The organism is Acinetobacter sp. 22301, assembly GCF_052045285.1.
GTDB classification, from domain to species: domain Bacteria; phylum Pseudomonadota; class Gammaproteobacteria; order Pseudomonadales; family Moraxellaceae; genus Acinetobacter; species Acinetobacter pittii.
This window is the reverse complement of the sequence record NZ_JBQEOR010000001.1, coordinates 106,581-126,644: the sequence shown is the minus strand read 5'-3', so window position 1 is coordinate 126,644 and position 20,064 is coordinate 106,581. Positions and strand designations below refer to the sequence as shown.

Sequence of the window (20,064 nt, the reverse complement as noted above, 5' to 3'; positions counted from 1 at the left end):
GTCAAAAAGCTGTTTTTTTCGTTATGCTCTCTTTGTAAAAACATAATGATAAGTTACAAGGAGTGCCAAATGATCGTTAGACGAGCGACTTTTGAAGATTTAGAGCAACTCGCCGTTTTGTTTGATGAATATCGCCAATTTTATGGGGCCTCTTCTAATTTTAATGAATCACTTCACTTCCTTAAACAACGTTTTGAAAATAGAGAAAGTGTGTTCTTCATTCATATTAAAGACGATAAAATCACGGGTTTTATTTTACTCTATTTAGGTTTTTCTTCAGTTGCTTGTTCAACTTATTATATTTTAGATGATGTATATGTTACGCCCGTTTTTCGTCGTCAAGGTTCCGCTAAACAGCTAATCGATACAGCAATCTTATTTGCAAAACAAGAAAATGCTTTGCGGATTAGTTTGGAAACTCAAAGTAACAACCATGAATCTCATCGTTTATATGAACAAATGGGATTTATTCGAGATAGTGAGTTCCAAACCTTCCATTGTTTTCTCAAATGATATTTTGAGCGAGCTGTTTTTGTTGTTCAGATAAATAAACCCACTCACCATCTTCAAGTTCAGGCAAAACCAATTGCCCTACTTGATGGCGATGTAATGCTTCTACCTTATTTCCTACAGCCGCAATCATTCTTTTTACTTGATGATAAACACCTTGATGAATCGTCATAGTTAATTGATGCGTTTCTAATATCTCCACATCTGTTGCAGCAAAAACACCCTTTTCTTGATGCAAACTCACACCTTGGCTCAACATCTCAATTTGCTCAGGTGTAACCGGATCTATAGTCGTAACATGATAAACCTTTGGTACATGTTTACGAGGATGAGTTAAAGCCTGAAGATATTTACCGTCATCAGTAAGTAAAAGTAAGCCAGTTGTATCTTGATCTAGACGGCCAATGGCTTGCACACCACGTTGAATCATGATTTCCGGTAAAAGACTAAACACACTTTGATGATGGTGAGGTTGGTGTGAACATTCAAAACCTTTCGGTTTTTTTAGCGCAAGATAAACTTTTTCTCGATATTGATAAGTTTCCCCGAAAAGAGAAAATTCTAAATTTTCTGGAGAGAATTGCTTTTTGAGATCATCTGCAACCTCTCCTTCAACACTTACAGATCCGTTTTTTATTAACTGCTGACAATATTTACGAGAACCAAACCCTTGTGATTGTAAAATTTTTTCCAGCAGCATGAAGTTTTCTCATTAGAACTAAGCTGTTATTTTAACGTAGTTTCCATTTTTTACTAAACACTACTCGCTACTGTTTTCATCTACTTGAACTAGCTCGCACCCTTACTCTTCAACGACTCGATAAATATTTTCGTTCTGTTCGCTTTCAAATAATAATTCGGTAGTAGGCAAAATAATTTCATTATCAACAATAATATGCTCAATTCGTTGGCTTAGTTTTAAAGATTCATTTTCCACTAAATTTTTCTTTAGTTGTGCTTTTGCATCATGAATCTTATCAAACTGATCTTTGATCTTGATATCTATAATGTCCATAAAAATATCCCGTACTCATGAGTAATGATTATTTTTATATCATAATTTTTAAATACGATAATTTTTAACTTGTTAATTTATATAACATTGTGTCCAAGCGTAACCAAAAATTAAAACTCCTTATCATTGAGAGATATACACTCAATTTTTAATTAAGAAGAGCTGAAATCAGCTGTATCTTTTAAAGCTTTCACATTCCAACTCTTAAATATTATACAATTCCATTTATTTATAATGCCCTCCGCTCATCATGCTTGCCCAATTTGATGTTAATTTAGTTGTTCTACTCGTTCTGCTTGTCTGCGGCTTATTAAGTCAAAATGCAGCTGTAACTATTGCAGCAGGTGTATTGATTGTCGTTAAAATCACACCATTAAATGAGTTTTTCCCTTATATTCAAGCTCATGGTCTTAATTTAGGAATTCTTATTTTAACCATTGGCGTACTCACTCCAATTGCCAGTGGGAAACTCAGTGGAGAGAGTATTTTAAAATCCTTTATTAGTGTTAAGTCTATTATGGCTATCGCAATTGGCCTGTTAGTCGCCTGGCTAGGTGGTCGCGGAGTAAAACTAATGTCGAGCCAACCTGACGTGGTTGCAGGTTTACTAATTGGTACAGTTGCTGGCGTCGCCTTACTCCGTGGTGTACCAGTCGGTCCTCTAATTGCAGCAGGCTTACTCTCTTTATTTATTGGCAAATAAAAAATCAACATGAAAAAGGTGCAATAAAGCACCTTTTTAAGACTTAGGCTAAATTATTTTTTAGCCAGAATAATAGGCGTTTCGTTTTAAAGAGAACTTTTCCAACTGCTTTAAAAAGCCTTCAAAATAACTTTTCTCTTTTTCTTCAGTTCGGTAGCCTGCATATAAAGTTCGTCTTAAACCTGTAGGAGAAACACAATCTAAACGACGACTAGTAACCCATCCCTTTTGTTCATACTCATTCACTACCCAATCAGGTAAAGCAGCAATACCTCGTCCACTTGCAACAAGTTGAATAAGCATTTGGGTTAAATCGGTTGTCCGTATTTGTTTAGGCTGGATATTCGCAGGAATGAAAAGTTTAGACATAATATCTAAACGGTGCTTATCTACCGGATAAGTAATTAAAACTTCTTCGGCCAACTCTTGAACTGTAATATTTTCAGCTCGTACCAAAGGATGCGTATTTGATAAGACTAACCGTGATTCGTATTCAAAAATCGGAAAATACTCAATTCCTTTTAATGCAATTGGGTCAGCTGTAATTAGTAAATCAAATTCTGCATTTTGTAAGAGTTCATGCGGATTGGCTTCAAAACCTGAAGCGAAGTCTAAATCTACATCTGGGTATTGCTGGCGATACTGATTTAATAAAGGCATTAACCAGTCAAAGCAACTATGGCATTCCGATGAAAAAATAATTCTGCCTGTCTGCCCATGCACAATACGCGTGATATCACTGTGGGTAATCTGGATTTGTGGCAAAACATCATCCGCTAACTTTAATAAGCGCTGTCCAACATTAGAAAAACTAACTGGTCTACTTCGACGATTAACTACTTCCACCCCGTACCAATGATCTAATTCTTTTAATTGATGGGAAATAGCAGATGGCGTCAAACAAAGGTCATTAGCTGCGGAAACTAATGAACCATGCTCACGTAAAGCAACTAAAGTTTTAAGGTGGCGTATTTCTAACATGGGCCCAAGCCTAAAAAACAGATTTATCTATAAATGGATAAAGCTCATCTTTGCTTTTCCATAAAACTTTCGACAAATCTTTATTGATGAATTTTATTCACTTTAACATAAAATTAGTTAGTTTGTCTCAACATGAATTTTATTTCACTATTTTTACTTGGTATGAATTTAGGTATCATTCAAAAATGAAGGAAAATTAAAACGATTTTATAAAAATTTTTAAAGTAGTTAAAACTATAAGACAAAAATAGGCCTAATAAAGGCCTATTTTTTTAAAACACTAAAAACTATTGTGCTAAAACATTTAAGCTAATAATCGTATAGCTCTGATCTTTAGGTTTTAATTTCAAATTTAGAGGAGATGTTACTTCTACTAAATACTCTCCAGCTTTTGGAAACGTAAGCTCAACTTGACCGTTGCTTCCTGCCTTAAACTGCTGCGCTTGCTTGTCAGTTGCACCCTTTTCTCTTAAATTCACTTCAGCATAAGCTAAAGGTTGTCCTTTTTCAGTTATGGTTAATTTAATAGGTTGAACAGCTTTAATCTGGTTAGGATGTACAGAGAAACTAACTTTAATCGGTGTATTCGGAAGCTGAATATCTGAAACTTTTCCTTTAGAAAGATAACTCTGCAATATCCACTCACGTGTTACTTGTTCTGTTTTAATTGTTTTTGTTTTAAGGTCAGTCGGAATCAAATATTCACGTTCTGCTTTCGGTGGAGCTTTATCAGCTGGCATATCAAAAAATAAATGCCATGCTTTTTGGTCGTATACATATTTCAAAGGATAACTTGCCTGAGTTTGAACAATGTATGTGCCTTCTTCAGGTAGATCTACATCAAAAACAGTAGCAGACTTATGCAGGGCTTCTGAATTGACGGTTTTAAGCTCATTTTTAGGTGTAATTACAGTAAGCTTAGCATCCTTTAAAGCATATTCACTATTTAATGCTTCTTCCGCATAACCAGCAATTACGGGTACTTGAGTCTGTTCAGTTTTATAAGCTACAGGAGCTACATAAGGTTCATGAGCAAAGCCTGTTGTACATATCAATGCAAGTGACGTCATTAGAAATCTATTCATTATTACAAAATCCTGTTATACGCAAAGTTAAAAATTTCAGACAAAATATAAGCGGATACAGTATACACAAATAAAAATAATTCTTATTATCATTAATAAGTTTAATTTTACTTTAAAAAGAAATACGTAATCTTTCTCTCAATATTTTAGTTTTTTATTATTCTGTTCTCTTTTCCCTTATACTTCTCTTTTTTGTGTCTTCCCTTAACTTATTATGGCGTCCCCGCAATCTCCTCTTTCCACACCTCAACATTACTCTCTCTTTTTAGCAATTTTCTCACTCGCTGTAGGTGGTTTTTGTATTGGAACCACTGAATTCGTCGCAATGGGACTGATTCAGGAAATTGCAAATAATTTAAATATTACAGTACCTGAAGCTGGTCACTTTATTAGTGCTTATGCATTGGGTGTAGTTATTGGTGCTCCTATCATCGCTATTCTCGGAGCCAAAGTACCTAGAAAAACTTTATTGCTCGGCTTAATGCTGTTTTATGGTGTTGCGAATGCCTGTACTGCTTTAGCTCATACACCTGAAACTGTTTTAGTCTCACGTTTCATTGCAGGTTTACCACACGGAGCATATTTTGGAGTGGGTGCGTTAGTTGCAGCTGAACTAGCGGGTCCGTCAAGAAGAGCTTCTGCAGTCGCCCAAATGATGATGGGGCTTACAGTCGCAACTGTCATTGGTGTTCCTTTAGCAACTTGGTTAGGTCAAAACTTTGGCTGGAGAGCAGGTTTTGAGTTTTCAGCAACTATTGCTTTCGTCACTTTAATTGCTGTTGGCTTCTTTGTACCCAATATCCCGGTTCAAGCTACTGCCAGTATAAAAACTGAATTAGCTGGCCTTAAAAATATCAACATGTGGTTAACACTAGCAGTGGGTGCAATCGGTTTTGGAGGCATGTTTTCAGTTTATAGCTATGTCTCACCAATTTTGACTGAATACACAGAAGTTAATATCCAAATCGTTCCTATCGCTTTAGCTATCTGGGGTATAGGTATGGTTATTGGTGGTTTAGCGGCAGGATGGCTTGCAGATAAGAACCTCAACAAAACTATAGTGGGTGTATTAATTAGCTCAGCTATCGCTTTTGTTGTCACTAGTTTTTTAATGAGTAATATCTATACTGCCATCGCATCTTTATTTTTAATTGGTCTCACGGTAATGGGGTTAGGCGGAGCATTACAAACTCGTCTAATGGATGTCGCAGGTGATGCCCAAACTTTAGCTGCCTCACTCAACCACTCTGCATTTAATATTGCCAATGCATTAGGTGCATTTTTAGGAGGCTGGGTACTCAGTCACCAAATGGGTTGGATCGCTCCAATCTGGGTAGGTTTTGTTTTAAGCCTTGGCGGTCTGGTTATTTTACTTATCGCATTTGCAGTAGAAAAAGCCAGCAAAAAAGCTTAATTAAAGAAAAGGCTAACTTATTACTTCTAATCAGTTAGCTTTCCACCACAGTGTGGGCAATAACATTTTTTCTCTCGGACGGACTCTTCTTCCTCTAATACTTTTTCACGCATAATTTGAATAATCAGGTTATGCGCTTGCTCTTTTGGCAATCCTACTTTTTGACGGACCCGCTCAATTTCAACTTCATCATGTAAAATATCAATACCTCGTGCTTGAAGTAGCTCACGAAACTCTTGCTCTAGTCTCTGATTCCTTTGATTAAGCTCATTTGCAAGTCCAGACGCCAAAATACCAGCAGGCAATGCTGCAATACCCACACCTAAAATAGTAATAAGCGCCCCTAATAACTTTCCTAGGCTAGTTACAGGAGTGACATCGCCATACCCCACTGTAGTTAAGGTAACCACAGCCCACCACATAGATTGAGGTATTGAACTAAAAGCTTCTGGCTGAGCTTTGTTTTCAACCACATAAATTCCAGAAGCAGTCATAATAATCATGATAATTAAAATAAAGATAACTGCTTGAAAAGATCCCTTCTCGCGTTTAATCACACATAACAATATCTGTAGTGAGATAAAATAGCGTGTTAATTTTAATAAACGAAGTAGACGTAAAATCCGAAGCATACGAAGATCGATTCGTACAAAGAAATTCAGGTAAGCTGGCAAAATTGCCATCAAATCAATAATTGCTTCCCCACTTTTCATCCAATTCAAGCGAGTTTTCCATGCCGATTGTGTCGTATCTCGATCTGCAACACTCCACAACCTTAATAAATACTCAATACTAAAAATTGCGATTGAAATATTCTCAAAGTAGTCAAACCAAATACGATAATTTGAGTACAAATCATTTACTGTTTCTAATAAAACAGCAGCGACGTTACCAATAATTAAAATAACTAAAAAATAGTTAATGCATTTACTTACCGTCGTTTCATAGTCATGGTTATGAAGATTATTATAAAAAAACTTACGTAATCCCTTCCAAGCTGAATTATGCATATTGATCTGACCACTTAATATTGTAGATATAGTAAGCTCATCGCCTCTATTCACCAATATCGTCTCTAACAATTTTTGTTTTACTTACCCCAATATTTGAGCCTTAATTTTTTTCATCAATTCGTGGCTACACATCGAAATTCATTCTCTTCCCACCACATCACATCATAGATGCCTGGATGCGATTTTAAGATAATATTTATATAATTTTGCAGCACCATAATATGATGAGTAATATCAATTTTTCTAAATAGAAATTTTCTTAAAATCGGAGTATTTGGAGAAATAAAAATTGCGAATCCATTACTATATTCTTCATAAACACTAATTCCGAGATACATCGTTATTTCAGCTAAGGGAATCTCAATTTCCCACCCCCAGCTTTCACTATATAACTCTACATTTAAATGATATCTATTTCTCAATATACTAAAAATATATTGCGCGATGTCTTCAGTTTTTTGAACTAAAATCCCTCCTTCATTGGAGTGCATTTTTTGTTCATATATTTGATAATCATCAAATTTAAATTCAACTATTGTCTTTAGCATTCTCAAATTCCCTATATAAAATACCCATATTTTTTTAATTATTTTTAAGTTCGTTTAATTATTTTAAAACAAAAAACCTGTTAATTACTACTACTATATTCAATTTTATATATATCAAATTTTAAAATGATATATTTAACTTTTTTAAATAAACTCATGACTTATTTCACGCTTTCAATAAAATCAATAACTCAGAAAGACCAATTTTCACCCAATATTGTATCTAAGTTATTTTATTTAATAATTTTTACACCTATTATACCTTAATCTAGATATATAATTTATTTTTTGATCTTTAATATTTTCTAAAAATTAGTATTAGAATATATTAATTTAATTAGATATCTTTATACTTTTTTTTAAAATTAACCATACTAAGTACTATTTATTAGACTGATATCTATACAGAGAATTTATCATTCTGACATCCATTTCAGAATTAAAATTTCAGAAAAACTTAACAATTTATGTTTAAATTAAGAAATATTTAACTTAAAAGAATGACGTTTTTCATAGAAATGAAAGTTAGTACATATCGCTTGTGATTTTTTGAATTCTTGAATCATTTAATCGATAATAGAACTTTAATACTTATGTCTTTAGCGATTTACTCATAAAGAACTTTAATTTTTAATCATATGAAAACAAGGGGAAATTACATGGGATTTAAAGCCCTCCCTACACTTATTTCTTTATTTATTACATTGTTAATCTGGTTCGTTATTCCGGTACCAAATGGTGTTGATTCTGATGCTTGGCATTTATTAGCGATGTTTGTCGGTGTAATTGCCGCAATCATCGGTAAAGCGATGCCAATTGGTGCCATTGCCATTATTGCAATAACTTTAGTCGCTATTACTGGCGTGACTAACACAAGCCCCAGCGGTGCAATTCAAGATGCCCTTAGTAGCTTTGCTAACCCACTCATCTGGTTGATTGGTATTTCCATTATGATCTCTAAAGGTTTGCAAAAAACTGGATTGGGTGCAAGGTTAGGCTATTTATTTATCGCTGTTTGGGGCAAGAAAACCATTGGGATTGGCTATAGCATGGTACTTTCAGAACTCATTCTCGCCCCTGTAACTCCAAGTAATACGGCTCGTGGTGGCGGAATAATTCATCCAATTGTACTGGCAATTTCTACTAGTTATGATTCTGATCCTGCTAAAGGTACCGAAGGTCGGATGGGAAAATATCTGTCATTGGTTAACTACCAAGCCAACCCGATTACCTCTGCAATGTTCATTACTGCAACTGCCCCTAATCCATTAGTAGTTGATTTAGTGGCAAAGGCGACCAATAGTGAAATTTCATTAAGTTGGAGCACTTGGGCATTAGCGATGTTATTGCCTGGTTTGATTGCTTTAATTATTATGCCTTTGATTATGTATTTGATGTATCCACCCGAAGTCAAAGAAACGCCTAATGCAGCGCAGTTTGCTAAAAGTAAATTAAAAGAAATGGGGCCAATCAGTAAAAATGAAATCATCATGCTTGGTGTATTCGGTATTTTATTGATGCTATGGGCAGGTATTCCCGCCATGATTTTTGGTTCAGCTTGGGCTGTTGACCCAACGACGACTGCTTTTATTGGTTTAGGATTATTGCTACTTACAGGTGTACTCACTTGGGATGATATTCTGACGCAAAAAAACGCATGGGATACGATTACTTGGTTCGCAGCATTGGTGATGATGGCAACTTATTTAAATAAGCTTGGTTTAATCACGTGGTTCTCGAGTGTTTTAGAAACCAGTATTGGTCATTTAGGGTTAAGCTGGATGCCTGCTTGTTTATTATTAATGCTTGCTTATCTGTATGCACATTATATGTTTGCTAGCACCACGGCGCATATTACCGCCATGTTTGCAGCCTTTTATACGGCAGGACTTGCTCTCGGTGCGCCGCCAATGCTCTTTGCTTTAATGATGGCAGCAGCTTCAAGTATTATGATGACCTTAACCCATTATGCGACTGGTACTTCCCCTGTGGTGTTTGGCTCAGGCTACACCACACTTGGTGAATGGTGGAAAGCTGGCTTTGTCATGAGCGTGGTTAATATCATTATTTTTGTAGTGGTTGGCGGACTTTGGTGGAAAGTGTTAGGTTATTGGTGATTTATTAATTGTCTGTTTAATTTATAGCAAACGGACAATTAATAATTACAAAACTATAATCTCTAGTAGCTGTCAGAACGGCAGCTCATCATCTAAATCAAGTGGAACAGTAATATTATTCTGGGGAGTATATCTAGGGAAAGTAGGTATTGTACTCCTAATAATACGTGCTTGTACCCACTCCTCATCCCACTCCTCAGGTGTATAAAGTTTTAGTTTCCCCTTATCATCGAAAACATCTAAAGCTATTTTTAATAACAAATCTCCATTAACCCATTCCTGCATATTAGGTTCATCCCAACTGTCATTTTCAACTTTATTAAAACCGAGTGACTTTAATAAAAGATCTAACTCTTTCAAATTGTAGAAAAATACCCTCAAATCTAATTTAGCTTTTACTTTAATTTCACTGAAAATTGGATGATTAATAAATAGAATCTGAGCAATATTTTTATTATCAGCTTTCTTCTCTTCCGTTAAGAAAGTCACTAATTGATTAAGAGTTGTTGCCGTTGATTTTAAGTCTTCTAATACTTCTAATTCTTTATGTTTCGTTGCGTCTTGCAACAAACTATGAAATAAACTAGCCCATTGCTCTTGCAAATAAAGAATTATATCTTGAGAAGATTCAAAAGTGGTATATTGATTATTTAGTGGTAAAGCAAATACCTCATCTATGAATTGAAAAACTCTTGGATCCTCAACAGAGGAAAACTCAATTTTATCAACAAGATGTTTATTCTTTTCAAAAATTCTATATTCATTCAATACAGACTTCTCAATAAAAATATAAATCTGTTTACCCTGATCAATTGCTGTTTTTAATTCCTTTTGAGTTATAGAATTACCTACATGCTGTGATGAAGTGCCGAAACGTCCACCAATAATCGAAATTAAGATATTGCAATTAGCAATTTCACGGTAACAGTACTCTTCTAACTTCTCTTTCGTTTGATATGGAATATGACCTCTTTCATTTAAAACAGGCTCATAATTTCTATCAAGAATATATCTTTCAATGTCTGAGCGTATATTTCTTAAATCATAATATGTAGAGCTAATAAAAATTCTAGGTTTTGCCATTTTATAAGAATCAATATTTTAGTTATAAAAATTTTAAAGAGGTTACATTAAAAACACAATGGAATATAAAAAAATAAGGGCTGATTAATCAGCCCTTATTTTTAGCTTTTTGCTCAAGCAAATCATAGATTCGCTCTTATGCTAGGGAAAAGCCTTTCGACTTTTCTTGATCCTAACTCATTAAGTCAATTGAGCAGCTTGGATTTTCTTAGTATCAACTTGATCAGCTTCTTTAGTATATTCGCTCATCTTGTCGAAGTTTAAGTATTTGTAGATGTCAGCAGAAGCGCTGTCGATTTGCGACGCGTACTGTTGATATTCTTCTGGGCTTGGTAATTTACCAAGAACCGCAGCTACAGATGCAAGCTCAGCAGACGCTAAGTAAACGTTTGCGCCTTGACCTAAACGGTTCGGGAAGTTACGAGTAGAAGTCGATACACAAGTTGTGTTCGGCGCTACACGTGCTTGGTTACCCATACATAATGAACAGCCCGGCATCTCTGTACGTGCCCCAGCACGGCCATAAATGTTATACAAGCCTTCTTCCATTAATTGGTGCTCGTCCATACGAGTTGGTGGAGCCAACCATAAACGAGTAGACAATGAACCACCAGGTACTTTGTCAAGTAACTGACCAGCTGCACGGAAGTGACCGATGTTAGTCATACAAGAACCGATGAATACTTCATCAATCTTGTCGCCTTGAACGTCAGAAAGAAGTTTCGCGTCATCTGGATCGTTCGGGCAGCAAAGAATTGGTTCTTTGATGTCAGCTAGATCGATTTCGTAAACTTTTAAGTATTCAGCATCAGCATCAGCTTTTAACAAGCTTGGGTTATCTAACCACTTCTGCATGTTTTCAGCACGACGCGCAAGTGTACGTGCATCGCCATAACCTTCTGCGATCATCCACTTCAACATCGTGATGTTAGAACGTAGGTATTCAGCAACTTTCTCTTCAGAAAGTGTGATTGAACAGCCAGCAGCAGAACGTTCAGCTGACGCATCAGAAAGTTCGAATGCTTGCTCAACAGTCAAGTCATTTTCCATTTCTGATAAATCGATCTCAAGGATACGACCAGAGAAGATATTTTTCTTACCTTTCTTCTCTACAGTTAAATCACCCGCTTGAATTGCGTAGTAAGGAATTGCATGTACAAGGTCACGTAAAGTGATACCAGGTTGCATTTTACCTTTGAACTTAACAAGTACAGACTCAGGCATGTCAAGTGGCATAACACCAGTTGCTGCTGCGAACGCAACAAGACCAGAACCCGCTGGGAATGAAATACCGATTGGGAAACGAGTATGTGAGTCACCACCAGTACCTACTGTATCTGGAAGTAACATACGGTTTAACCAAGAGTGGATAATACCGTCACCTGGACGTAAAGATACACCACCACGGTTCATGATGAAGTCAGGTAATGTATGGTGAGTTGTTACGTCAACTGGTTTTGGATACGCAGCAGTGTGACAGAAAGACTGCATCACTAAGTCAGATGAGAAGCCCAAGCATGCTAAGTCTTTTAACTCGTCACGAGTCATTGGACCTGTCGTATCTTGAGAACCAACTGTAGTCATTTTAGGTTCACAGTAAGTTCCTGGACGGATACCTTGGCCTTCTGGTAAACCACATGCGCGGCCAACCATTTTTTGAGCTTGTGTGAAGCCTTTGCCAGTGTCAGCAGGTTGTACTGGAGTACGGAACAATGTAGAAGGTGCAAGACCTAGTTCTTCACGTGCTTTAGCAGTTAAACCACGACCAATGATCAAGTTAATACGACCGCCCGCACGTACTTCGTCTAAAAGTACTGGAGTTTTAAGATCTGCTTCAGAGATTTGTACGCCATCTTTAAAAGCAGTTACTTTTGCAGCAGCATGGTCAATTTTCAATACTACTTCGTCGCCCATGTTCATGTTAGCAACGTCGATTTCTACAGGTAATGCACCTGCATCTTCCATAGTATTGAAGAAAATTGGAGCGATCTTAGAACCTAAGCACACACCGCCGTCTTTTTTGTTTGGAATGTGTGGAAGTTCATCACCAAAGAACCAAAGAACAGAGTTAGTTGCAGACTTACGGCTTGAACCTGTACCAACAACGTCACCAACGTAAGCAACTTGATTGCCTTTCGCGATAAGTTCTTTAATTTGGCTTAATGGACCAACTTCACCTGGTTTTTCAGGGTTGATACCATCACGCTCGTTTTTCAACATTGCATTTGCGTGTAATGGAATGTCTGGACGGCTCCAAGCATCTTGAGCTGGAGACAAGTCATCAGTGTTTGTTTCACCAGTTACTTTGAACACAGTGATTTTGATTTCTTCTGGAACGTCAGGACGGCTAGTGAACCATTCTGCTTCAGCCCAAGATTGTAAAACAGCTTTAGCAGCTTCATTACCAGCTTTTGCTTTATCTGCTACATCATGGAATGCATCAAATACAAGAAGAGTTTTCTTTAATGCTTCAGCAGCTAAGCCTGCAAGTTCAGCATTGTCAAGAAGTTCAACAAGTGGTGCTACGTTATAACCACCCAGCATAGTGCCAAGTAAGTAAACTGCACGTTCTTTAGAAACGAGTGGTGAAGTTGCTTCGCCTTTTGCAATCGCTGCCAAGAATGCTGCCTTTACGTAAGCTGCTTGGTCAACACCTGCAGGAACACGGTTTTCAAGCAAATCTACCAAGAACGCTTCTTCGCCTGCTGGTGGATTTTTTAATAGTTCAACAAGCTGAGCTGTTTGAGCGTCATCAAGTGGCTTCGGTGGGACTCCGAGTGCGGCACGTTCTTCAACGTGTTGGCGGTAAGCTTCTAGCACGGTGTTCATTCCTCTTTTTTTGAAAAATTACTTGCAAATTCCAGCTTTCTTAAAAGCTTCACAAGTAATATGGACTACAAAAGTTTACTAGAGTTCAAGGTAAAAGTTAATGAGCGCGGGGTGTTTCTCCGTGATGCCCATTATTTTGTATCTAAATACCTGTGTTTAAATAATGAGCATATTGGGCTAAATTGAGCTATTTTTAAGCAAAATGAGCTTCAGCCAGATGAAAATTCAATAACCTCATCCACAATTAGAATGATTTATATTTTGGCATTTTGTCATGAGGGGTTGCCAAACATTCATCCATCATTTGCTTTCTAACTTTTTCTTGAATTGCTTGAGGATCTTTTGTCAGTTCTTCTTTTGGAATTGCATAAACTTTTTCAATAACATTAAGAATGAATTTTTTAGTTATCTCATCTTCAATCTTATTTGCATGCTCAACTGCCTGCATTTTTTCAATTGCTTGCTGACGATCAAAAACAATACTTCTTGCAGCATTTCCTACGCTAGTACAAAAGCCATGCCACTGCTCTTCTGGTGTTAATGGTTTCTTTTCTGAACAACCAACAAAGAGCAAACTCATTGCAATCAATAAAATCTTTTTCATCATTTCACTACACTAATTATTGCTGTCCATATCATACGGAAAATCATCGTTTTTGCCAAAACTGCTATAAAAAACCGAGATAACAAAATCTCGGTCTTTTGTATTAAGCATTTGACATGCCAGTTTCATGATTTGAATTAATTAAAGAATTTGATATCCGTAGGTGTTGAAATTTTTGCTGCATCACCAGCAGGTTTTAAGATGCCATTTTTTGCATCAAAACGGAATAAACTGATGTTATTACTATAAACATTGGTTACATATAGATATTTACCAGATGCATCGAATGAGAAAGCACGTGGTTCAATACCATTCGCTTTATAAACAACTGGCTTACCTAGCAATCCATTCTGTTGGATTTTAAATACTAAAAGTTTGTTGTCTGCACCTCGATTGGCAGCAATCACATATTTACCATTTGGGCTAAGGATAATTCCACTCGCACTCTTAAATTCAGGTGTTTTATCCTCGTGGATTAGTTTTAGCTCAGCCACTTTTTTCAAATGACCATCTTGCACGTTAAATGTCACAATTTCACTTCGCATTTCTGCGGTAACATACGCATGTTTGCCATTTGGTGAAAAGACCATATGACGCGGGCCAGAACCATGTGTAAAAGTTACATCGCGGTTGGTATCCGCTTCAAGTGGCTGAGCCTTGTTCGGGTTATAACGAAATGCATAGACTTTGTCATTTCCAAGATCGCTAGCATATAAATACTTGCCATCTGGACTAAAAGTTGTGGAATGAGCATGTCCACTTTCTTGGCGGCCTTTGACGTGGCCAGAACCTTCCTCAAAAACAATATTTTGTACTTTTTCACCCAAATGGCCATTTGGTAAAATTGGCAAAACAGCCACACCACCACGGCCTTTATCGAACGCTGAATAGTTCGACACAAACAGGAACTTACCATCTAAACTGATTGTTGCATGTGTTGGATGTCCACCATGACTATCCACTGTGTTCAACACTTCCACCTTTCCGTTTTGAATAGATAATGCGGTCACCGCACCTTCGTTTTCTTCATTAGTGGTATATGCAAAACGACCATCTTTCGATTTCACAATCCAAGAAGGACTTTTCATTTTCAGCACTTTAACAGGAGTTAAAGTTCCATCCTTATTCACTTGAAGCTGGTACAAACCTTCACTGGCTTGTTTTGGTTTTTGCGCAAGCGGTGCATTAGGAATTGACGTCCATGTTCCTACTAAAGCAATTTGTTGTTGTGCAGCATTTACGGTGGAGCACCATCCAAATGACAAGAGCGTCAATGACAATGTTGCTATTAATTTTTGAATTAGGCCACGATATTTAACGTTGATATCGTTTTCCTTGCCATTTTTAATTTCAACATAAGTATCTATATTCACTACTATATCCTTGAAAAAACCCACCTTATTTGCATTTATCAACAAGGTATATCAATCTAATTTCATTTAATGTTTCTGAAAACTAATTTATAAAACAGCAATTTTCAAGTGAATTTTCTTTAATCAATACCTATCCAAGGCTTCTTTACTCTTAAGAGAAGCGATACTTTAAATCATAAATACTAAACTTTTTTAAATGTTATGAAGGCGTTATTAAATTAAAAGCCCACAATAGTGAGCTTTTAATTCATTTATTATTGGTTTCAATCAACTAAAAGCGCCAATTGTAGAATAAGTCGATCGCTCTTTCTAAAGACTGACTTGCTTCTAGGTATAAACGTCGATTCATTTGATAACGTAAAGTAAGTTTATTTACAGGAGTAAACACCCCAACACCATAGCGAATAAACAGATCTGGTGTGATATAACCCGTTAAACTCACTTGCGTATCATCACCTGTACCTTGTGCATCTAAAGCTAAACCGCTCAAACCAAACGTACGTCCAATCTGGTTAGTTAAAGCACGTGTACCACCCAAGCCCATACTAATACCCGCAGCAGCAATGGTGTTGTTTACATCAGATTTAAAACCTTCTGCATTACTCAAGCCACTCGAACCTTCATTAATACGACCAGTAACAAGCGCATTCAATGCTTCTTGCTCAGATAGACCTGCATCGTTATAGACCTGAATGTTTGGTGATGTCGCAGTACCTGTAACACGTACGCCAACCATGCTTCCCTGAACATTTTTGTTCGCATCGATATCTAAAGTCGGGTTAGCCAATGGTCCATTAAAACGGGCAATTGCTCGGTTCAAGTCTAGACTTTGTCCATAAGCTTCAATTTTTACTTTTTGGCTAACACCAATCGCTCCGTTAGCTCTCATTGCAGTCTCATAGCCACGTTGGCTTAAGTTTAGACGACCAACTAACGGAATATTACTGTTAAAGCCTTGGAAGATCACTTGTTTTCCAATATTAACAGAAATGTCAGCTCGAATATCCCAAGGTTTAGCGGCCCGTAAAATTGCAAGTGGATCTTGACCTTGGCGCACGATGCGAACATCTGATGACGTATTAATGATTGGAGCAGTTGTTTCTGGCATTGAAATACGTGCACGAGGAACATCTACAGATCCTTTTAAGCTTAACCGCTTATCAAAAGGATACATATCAAGTGTCAGATTCGGGTTAGCAATTGCTGTAATTAATGGCGCTTGACGTACCAGTAAATTATCACCTTTCAGATTTAATTGAAGGCGCGGCGCATCTTTCCACTCAAAACTACCTTTAAGCAAGCCTACACCTTGCCCACTATTAAACGCTCCATCAATTGTTGCCATATCCTGACGAATTGATGAATACACCTGCACATTGGTTAGATTCACTGGCAGAGAAATCATGCTGATCGCACCATTTTTCAGGCGCATTTCACCAGTAAACTGAGGTTGAGTTAATGTACCGTTGACTTTACCAGCCAAGGCTAACGTCCCACTCATTGAGCGAACATCTTGAATAAATGGTTTCAAGACTTTTAATTGAACATCATTAAAGGCCACTTCACCATGCATTGGCATTGACGACTGGAATGGGTTGATAATAACGTTCGCATAACCCGTACCAATATCCGGTGTTTTCACATCAATACGGAATAACAAACCCTCTGATACACTTTTTGCAATCACCCCTAACTCATCATAAGCCAAAGTCGTTGCAGGATCTTGTGGATCTTCAGCAGCTAAACCGATTTCACCTTTACGCGTAATTAAACGTGCATCAAGTTTTGGATTACCACCATTTACCCACGATGCCTTAGCGTAACCATTTAATTGTCCAGTCATCGCTAAGCCTTCTGGCATAAATGCCGCGAAATCACTTAAGTCCATGTTCTGAGTTACAAAGGAAATATTCCCTCGTGCTTTACTCACTCTTACAGGCTGATCAAAACAGAGCTGACTATTGGTACTTTGCCAGCAATGTTGGCCCACATATAGCTCAGATTTCGCCGAAGAAAAAATTACCGGAGCATTTTGATTTTGTGCCAGACGAATTCGTCGTGAATCAAAACTTCCTTTCTGGATTTGACCTAACCAATCATTCTTTTGATTAAATCCACCTGCCAACTGAACATAGAACTTGGAAACACTATTATTGCCAAGTACTTTCAATAAATGTGCTTTTCTTGTTCCTGTCAAATTCACTTCAGCAGACTGGATTTCTCTATTTCCGCTACGCAGATTATTTAATTTTGCGGTTAATTGAGTCGGTGTTGTTTCCGATGTTGGAAGCTCACCCTGAATACTCAATCTCTTCACACTTACGAGTGTATTAAAAGCAAAATTATCTACGGCAATATTGGCTGTTGCTTTTAAACGTGGTTGTGATTGAACATTCAAATCACCATAAGCTCGTCCGCGCAGTCCTGGATATAACTCGTAGAGTGCTGGCGCATTCAGCTTAATTTTTAGATTTTGTGCATTGCCAGTAGCTTGTAACTGGTTCTGTCCATACACTAAAAATAAGTTATTCGCTTCAAATTGCTGAGGTAAAAAGCCATTTTGATTAGAATCCATCAATAGAGATAGATTACCCTTACCCCGAACAGGTTTATTATTTAAAAAGCCTGCAAGATTCAATTGTTGAATATTAATTCGCTTCAAGTGATCAGACCAAACCCCTTGAGTTTTCAGATTTCCTGAAATTTCACCTTTAACAGTTGAGGCAAAATATTGAGGCTTAAAGCGTACTAATGAACTATTAATATCCCATGCAATGCGGTCTTTTAAATTGACAGAACCAGTAGCATAGATTTTTCCAGCCACACCATCGTGTTGTAACTGGCTAATTCGAATAAAATCTGGCGTACCCGCTATAGAAAACTTCAACAAACCATTTGCCTGTTTTAAGGCTTTTAAAGACCCGTCATAATTAACCGCAAAGCCTTTAAAACCGCCCCCAGCTTTAACATCATGAAATAATAATGCTGCTGTACTTTTTCCACCTAAACTTACAGTTTCTTGACCTGCTTGAGCCAATCGACCAGTTAAATCAATTTTCTCAAACTGAATAATTTGCTGGTTTGGTTTAGCGAAACCATTTGCCTTAATCGAACCGTTTAATAGATTGACCGGCGCTGCTGCATGAATACTTTGCGGATTAAAATCTTTTGCATTTAATAAAGCATTCCAAGCCAGCTGTCGTTTTTCAGTAGGTAATAAAACTTTAGCCTGACCTGTTAAGCTACCTTTTTCAGCAGCAAAACTAAAATTAGGAACATTTAAGATATTATCTTTAACATTCAGGTTGGCTAGATATTGTCCTGCTGGCAATAAAGTTTTTTCATGCTGATATACTTTTGTAGCAACCTTAATATCTTGTTGACCGTCACGTAATGTTAAATCGACTTGACCATTATCACTACTTAACCATCCAATATAAGGCATTGCACGGTCTATATTCGCCCACGCCACATTCATGAGCATTGGTTGAGGTTTATTATTTTTTTCAGGCGCCTGATTAAGCTTGAGTTTCCAAGACTCATAACGGTCAAAATCAACGTTAGCAAATACTTCTGTGCCTTTTTCCAAAGAACCAGTTGAAGCAATAGCAGCATCTAAACTTGGCGGTAAGAAGTCTTGAACCACCTGAGGAATCGCTTTGTCTTTAGGATTAATGCGATCTAAACGACCTTTGATGTCCCAAGTCACATGATCTTTCCAATTCACCAGACCTTTAAGATTAACGGCACCTTTCATAACTTGGCCATTGAAATCGGTAATATTAAGCTGATGAACTAAATCAGTATTCATTAAAGCGTTGTACTGACCTTCAGGTAAATTCTCACCCTTTAAATCTGTATCAAGTGCCAAATTAAGCTGTTTAATATTACCTTGAAACTTGATCACGCCATTTTTTGCAAAGAGTTTTTGTTCTTGAAGCAAAGGTAAATGATAGTTTTTTAATAATAGTTCACCTTGCATTGGAACTTCATCGCGAACAGGATGCAATATTACCCAACCTGTTAATAGATCGGGAGTGGTTGTTGCAACCCCAGCTTTTATAGTATCTAAGCTTCCCCGAGCAGCAACTTTAATATTTTGAATATTTAAACTTTTTAAAGATGGGATTCTTAAATCTGCTGTGGCATCTAATGGATATTTACCACTGAAATCCATTTTACCTGTTGCGTTGTGGACCGAAAGATAGCCCATATCCATACTAGATTTTTCAAATTCCAGTTTGGTCTCTGACCAAAGTGCATCCTGCAAATGGACATCATGAAAACTTACATCTGAGGTTGCTAACTTAATTTCTAAATGATCAACATCACCTTCATCTATACGTAAAACGAATGGCAATTTGATTGGTTTAAATTCAAACGGTTTACCAGAAGGCGGAGTTTTATTAATAATACGTAAGTTGCGTACATCTGCATGGCTTAAATGCACTTCTTTTTCTAATAATAAAGAGCGCCACCCTAAGCCTACATCAGCTCGATCTAATGAAACATCAACGTCTTTTAATTGCACCAACACATTTTTGAGAATAATGCCTCGCAATAAGTTGCCGCCTTCATATTCATATTTAATTATTTTCTGAGCTTCTAAAACCCGATCTAATAAAAAACGGCTTCCGCGATCCGTTGACATCATGATGACTAACGAAGAAGCCAATAATAACAATATGATCAATATCGTCAGCAAGAAGCTACGCAAAATGCGACGCTTCTTCTTAGGAGAGCTTGGTGCCGAAGTGGGCTGCTGTTCTACTTCCGCCATAAAATAAAC

Annotated in this window: 15 protein-coding genes; 4 read left to right on the top strand and 11 right to left on the bottom strand. The window is 37.0% G+C overall.

Annotated features, from left to right (window positions below; genetic code table 11):
* Positions 1 to 69: 69 nt before the first annotated feature.
* Entirely contained in the window at positions 70 to 513 is a 444-nt protein-coding gene (locus ACTJJH_RS00570) for a GNAT family N-acetyltransferase (protein WP_002122286.1), read from the top strand.
* Here the strand turns inward: ACTJJH_RS00570 and ACTJJH_RS00565 are convergent.
* Positions 506 to 1,210, bottom strand: a complete 705-nt coding sequence (locus tag ACTJJH_RS00565; RefSeq protein ID WP_440600548.1) for a pseudouridine synthase — start codon at positions 1,208 to 1,210, stop codon at positions 506 to 508. The genes ACTJJH_RS00570 and ACTJJH_RS00565 overlap by 8 nt on opposite strands.
* A gap of 102 nt (positions 1,211 to 1,312) precedes the next feature.
* Positions 1,313 to 1,525, bottom strand: coding sequence for a hypothetical protein (locus tag ACTJJH_RS00560; protein WP_440600547.1), 213 nt, complete (start codon positions 1,523 to 1,525; stop codon positions 1,313 to 1,315).
* Positions 1,526 to 1,775: 250 nt separating this feature from the next.
* On the opposite strand from ACTJJH_RS00560, the gene ACTJJH_RS00555 reads away from it, so the two are divergent.
* The gene (locus tag ACTJJH_RS00555; RefSeq protein ID WP_017480868.1) at positions 1,776 to 2,228 is read left to right on the top strand and encodes a DUF441 domain-containing protein; all 453 of its coding nucleotides are present in this window, start codon (positions 1,776 to 1,778) and stop codon (positions 2,226 to 2,228) included.
* A 60-nt stretch (positions 2,229 to 2,288) separates the two neighbouring features.
* On the opposite strand, the gene ACTJJH_RS00550 is transcribed toward ACTJJH_RS00555, so the two are convergent.
* On the bottom strand, positions 2,289 to 3,209 hold the full coding sequence (locus ACTJJH_RS00550) for a LysR family transcriptional regulator (protein WP_002122195.1): 921 nt from the start codon (positions 3,207 to 3,209) through the stop codon (positions 2,289 to 2,291).
* A 287-nt stretch (positions 3,210 to 3,496) separates the two neighbouring features.
* The gene (locus ACTJJH_RS00545) at positions 3,497 to 4,294 is read right to left on the bottom strand and encodes a DUF4198 domain-containing protein (RefSeq protein ID WP_440600546.1); all 798 of its coding nucleotides are present in this window, start codon (positions 4,292 to 4,294) and stop codon (positions 3,497 to 3,499) included.
* Positions 4,295 to 4,508: 214 nt separating this feature from the next.
* Between ACTJJH_RS00545 and ACTJJH_RS00540 the strand changes: the two genes are divergently transcribed.
* Positions 4,509 to 5,708, top strand: a complete 1,200-nt coding sequence (locus ACTJJH_RS00540; protein ID WP_039757965.1) for an MFS transporter — start codon at positions 4,509 to 4,511, stop codon at positions 5,706 to 5,708.
* A 26-nt stretch (positions 5,709 to 5,734) separates the two neighbouring features.
* Here ACTJJH_RS00540 and ACTJJH_RS00535 read toward each other — a convergent pair whose 3' ends face one another.
* Together ACTJJH_RS00535 and ACTJJH_RS00530 are read right to left on the bottom strand one after the other, a co-directional pair.
* Positions 5,735 to 6,718 carry an ion transporter gene (locus tag ACTJJH_RS00535; protein ID WP_440600545.1) on the bottom strand — a complete coding sequence of 328 codons (984 nt, stop codon included), beginning with the start codon at positions 6,716 to 6,718 and terminating at the stop codon, positions 5,735 to 5,737.
* 116 nt (positions 6,719 to 6,834) lie between these two features.
* On the bottom strand, positions 6,835 to 7,269 hold the full coding sequence (locus ACTJJH_RS00530) for a hypothetical protein (RefSeq protein ID WP_119685250.1): 435 nt from the start codon (positions 7,267 to 7,269) through the stop codon (positions 6,835 to 6,837).
* Between the two features lie 659 nt (positions 7,270 to 7,928).
* Between ACTJJH_RS00530 and ACTJJH_RS00525 the strand changes: the two genes are divergently transcribed.
* Entirely contained in the window at positions 7,929 to 9,386 is a 1,458-nt protein-coding gene (locus ACTJJH_RS00525; protein ID WP_440600544.1) for a DASS family sodium-coupled anion symporter, read from the top strand.
* Positions 9,387 to 9,458: 72 nt separating this feature from the next.
* On the opposite strand, the gene ACTJJH_RS00520 is transcribed toward ACTJJH_RS00525, so the two are convergent.
* From ACTJJH_RS00520 to ACTJJH_RS00500, 5 genes are all read right to left on the bottom strand, one after another.
* Positions 9,459 to 10,469 (bottom strand): DUF4062 domain-containing protein, encoded by a 1,011-nt coding sequence (locus ACTJJH_RS00520; RefSeq protein WP_119686006.1) that lies wholly within the window; start codon positions 10,467 to 10,469, stop codon positions 9,459 to 9,461.
* 180 nt (positions 10,470 to 10,649) lie between these two features.
* Positions 10,650 to 13,289 carry a bifunctional aconitate hydratase 2/2-methylisocitrate dehydratase gene (locus ACTJJH_RS00515; protein ID WP_005068571.1) on the bottom strand — a complete coding sequence of 880 codons (2,640 nt, stop codon included), beginning with the start codon at positions 13,287 to 13,289 and terminating at the stop codon, positions 10,650 to 10,652.
* Positions 13,290 to 13,542: 253 nt separating this feature from the next.
* Positions 13,543 to 13,905 carry a hypothetical protein gene (locus tag ACTJJH_RS00510; protein WP_320123688.1) on the bottom strand — a complete coding sequence of 121 codons (363 nt, stop codon included), beginning with the start codon at positions 13,903 to 13,905 and terminating at the stop codon, positions 13,543 to 13,545.
* 134 nt (positions 13,906 to 14,039) lie between these two features.
* The gene (locus ACTJJH_RS00505) at positions 14,040 to 15,275 is read right to left on the bottom strand and encodes a lactonase family protein (protein WP_320123687.1); all 1,236 of its coding nucleotides are present in this window, start codon (positions 15,273 to 15,275) and stop codon (positions 14,040 to 14,042) included.
* A 271-nt stretch (positions 15,276 to 15,546) separates the two neighbouring features.
* Complete coding sequence (locus ACTJJH_RS00500) at positions 15,547 to 20,055, bottom strand: translocation/assembly module TamB domain-containing protein (RefSeq protein WP_347737912.1); 4,509 nt, start codon at positions 20,053 to 20,055, stop codon at positions 15,547 to 15,549.
* Positions 20,056 to 20,064 lie beyond the last annotated feature (9 nt).